Origin of the sequence: Synechococcus sp. BDU 130192 (genome assembly GCF_963876085.1) — a bacterium.
Lineage (GTDB): Bacteria > Cyanobacteriota > Cyanobacteriia > Cyanobacteriales > MRBY01 > MRBY01.
Map to the genome: position 1 here is coordinate 1 of NZ_CAWNNO010000034.1, position 2,108 is coordinate 2,108.

Genomic DNA, 2,108 nt, shown 5'->3' on the forward strand with positions numbered 1-2,108 from the left:
CCAAACTTCTTCTGTCGGCTCCGTCACTGGGGATTGGGCAATATCTTCGCTGAGTTGGGGCGTTTGGGTCGTGAATTTCCAGAGAAAAATAAAGGCGATCGCCGCCGTTGCGGCACCCAGCCAAAGTTTCTGTTGTTGCCACCAGGGCTTACGTCGGGGACGTTGGGGAACCGGTTCAACGCGACGGGGCTTTACTTTTGGGACAGGGGTAGTCGGTACTTCAACTCCAGGGGTATTCGCAGGCACTTCCACCACAGGATTAATCGCCGCTTCCGGTTGCTGCTGTAGTTGCCGAATCAAATTTTCTGTGTCGGTGCTCAGGGTATCGAGGGCCGCCGTTGGAATTTGGCTAGTCCCTGCTTCCAGGTCGGCGACCACCTGTTGCAATTGGGCTAGGGTTTGTTTGAGACGGCTCAGGGAAGCTTGGGGATCAGCTTGGCTCATGGGTTACGCCAAAAAATTACAAAACATTACACAGCAGCAGAAAATCTGCGTCCCCATTTTAGGCGATCGCCTTCCCCCGTTGATTGTTTTGCCAAAAGCTGGTTCTTGCTCGTTTCACTGGCGAAGATTTCTTCAGATCCCCAAGAATCTTTCCTGGGGGGTTGCCATTTTTCTTTAGGGGGTTTATGCTAGTAAAAGCGCCGCGGGATAGAGCAGTCTGGTAGCTCGTCGGGCTCATAACCCGAAGGTCGGTGGTTCAAATCCGCCTCCCGCCACCAAATCGAATCAGAAAGCAATGCCTCACCTCCGGGTGGGGTTTTGTTGTTTTAAACAGTATTGAGCATTCTAATTTTAAAGATTGTCTCTTGTTAGCGAACCATTGCCGTCAAACCGAGAACTCCACAATACAATGCCAAAGTAAGAGAGGCAGCGGGACAACCAGAGAACTTCTTTGATCGCGACATCGCCCAGGGAATTTTTTGGCTGAGTCCGCTGCGTATTTTGATATTGCGGTACAGCGGAGATTTTTTATGCGTGCAGTTTTAATGGCAGGTGGTGCTGGGACAAGGTTGCGTCCCCTGACTTGTGATTTACCGAAGCCGATGGTGCCAGTGCTCAATCGCCCCATTGCCGAGCATATTATTAATCTACTCAAACGCCACCGCATTACCGAAGTGATTGCCACGCTCCACTATGTGCCGGACATCATGCGGGACTATTTTCAGGATGGCCATGAGTTTGGTGTCAAAATGCATTATGCCGTGGAAGAAGAGCAACCTTTAGGGACGGCGGGCTGCGTCAAAAATGTCGAAGAACTGCTCACCGAAACCTTTGTGGTGATTAGTGGGGATAGCATTACGGATTTTGATCTCGCGGCGGCGATCGCCTTCCATCGTGAAAAAGGTTCCAAGGCCACCCTGGTTCTTACCCGTGTTCCCAATCCCGTTGAGTTTGGTGTCGTCATCACCGAAGAAAACGGACAAATTAGTCGCTTCCTCGAAAAACCCTCCACCAGTGAAATTTTTTCCGATACCGTCAACACAGGCACTTACATCCTCGAACCAGAGGTGCTGAAATATCTCCCGGAAAACAAAGAATGCGACTTCTCGAAGGATCTCTTTCCCCTACTCCTCGACCGGGGAGAACCGATGTATGGCTACATTGCCGATGGCTACTGGTGTGATGTCGGACACCTTGATGCCTACCGTAAAGCCCAGTACGATGCCCTCGCCCGGAAAGTCCATGTGGAATATTCCTATGAAGAGCGATCGCCAGGGATTTGGATTGGCCACAATACCTTTATTGACGACAGTGCGACGATCTCCCCCCCAGCGATGATTGGTGATAACTGCCGCATTGGGGCTAGAGTTCACATTGAACCCGGTACGGTCATTGGCGATAACGTGACCGTCGGTGCCGATTCTGACCTCAAACGTCCTATTCTCTGGAACGGCGTGGTCTTGGGCGATGAAGTGCAGTTGCGGGCCTGTACGGTGGTGCGGGGAAGCCGGGTCGATCGCCGCGCCCATATTTTAGAAGGGGCCGTGGTGGGGGCATTATCCACCGTGGAAGAAGAAGCCCACATTGGTACTGGCGTGCGGATCTGGCCCAATAAACGGATTGAGGCGGGGGCAATTGTGAATATCAACCTCATCTGGGGCAGC

General features: G+C 52.1%; 2 protein-coding genes and 1 tRNA gene. 2 read left to right on the plus strand and 1 reads right to left on the minus strand.

What is annotated here, in order from left to right:
* The coding region (locus tag AACT35_RS09990; RefSeq protein WP_143596789.1) for a hypothetical protein at positions 1 to 444 on the minus strand (444 nt) is incomplete at its 3' end.
* 201 nt (positions 445 to 645) lie between these two features.
* Here AACT35_RS09990 and AACT35_RS09995 point away from each other — a divergent pair.
* Together AACT35_RS09995 and AACT35_RS10000 are read left to right on the plus strand one after the other, a co-directional pair.
* A tRNA-Met gene (locus AACT35_RS09995) sits at positions 646 to 722 on the plus strand.
* A 252-nt stretch (positions 723 to 974) separates the two neighbouring features.
* A partial coding sequence (locus tag AACT35_RS10000; RefSeq protein ID WP_143596790.1) for a nucleotidyltransferase family protein occupies positions 975 to 2,108 on the plus strand: 1,134 nt, incomplete at its 3' end.